Consider the following 785-nt stretch of genomic DNA (forward strand, 5'->3'; position numbering starts at 1 on the left):
CCGCACACCGCCTTTGGATGAAAAGCGGCGCTTCTGGACGCGCGATAAATTTCTATCATACGGCCATACAAAATAACCGTTATAAAAACGGATATAACCTTTAGGCACAGACTCGCCAGAAGCGTTTCCAGTGCCAGTATAATCAGCTCTCCTATTTCCATTGATTCCATTGCTGTCTCCATCGAGGTGATTACCGAATCAATATTGATTGCCGTCTGCTGGTTGATAACACCTGCAGCCCGGTTCACTACATTCTGTCCAACATCAAAAATTGCCATTGTGATCGTAAAAGCATTGCTTACGAACCATACTGCAACCCACATCTTGAAGAAATATTTGAAAAACATCCATGTATCTATATCATGCATGTTATTCTTTTCGGTGAGCATGGAAATCAGCTCATAACACAACACAAAAGTTATGATCATTCCGGCAATCGGTACGATCACAGAATCCGACAGATTTTGGATCAAGCTGAAAATACTGCCACTCCAGCCCTGGGGCGTTTGCCCAACCTGACTTGCAATATCACCGGTTTTTTCATTCACATCGGTAAACATGTTCGTCAGGTTTGAGCTGACCATGCCTGTAAGGAGGTTACGCATCCATTCTTCTATGGACTCAAAAATCTTATCCATGCGTGTTCTCCTTTCCTACTGCCCCGGCTAAAACAAATTCGCCAGTAATGGTACAAGCTGTGTACCGATCAGAACGACACCTCCACCTGCCATAAGCTGTTTTATCCCCAATTAGGTGTAAAACTCTGCTCGATGGCGGGCGGCGGC

The 785-nt window shown here is 44.8% G+C and carries 1 protein-coding gene and 1 pseudogene; both read right to left on the reverse strand.

Annotation, left to right across the window (positions count from 1 at the left end; translation table 11 throughout):
* Nucleotides 1-638, reverse strand: a 638-nt coding sequence (locus DWX68_RS14475) for a VirB6/TrbL-like conjugal transfer protein, CD1112 family (protein ID WP_118630032.1), incomplete at its 3' end; no start/stop codon positions are given.
* 27 nt (nucleotides 639-665) lie between these two features.
* Nucleotides 666-746 (reverse strand): annotated as a pseudogene (locus tag DWX68_RS14480) (Maff2 family protein); the annotation flags it as partial.
* Nucleotides 747-785: the final 39 nt, after the last annotated feature.

The organism is Clostridium sp. AF20-7 (assembly GCF_003479275.1).
In the GTDB taxonomy this organism is placed as follows: Bacteria; Bacillota; Clostridia; order Lachnospirales; family Lachnospiraceae; genus Otoolea; species Otoolea fessa.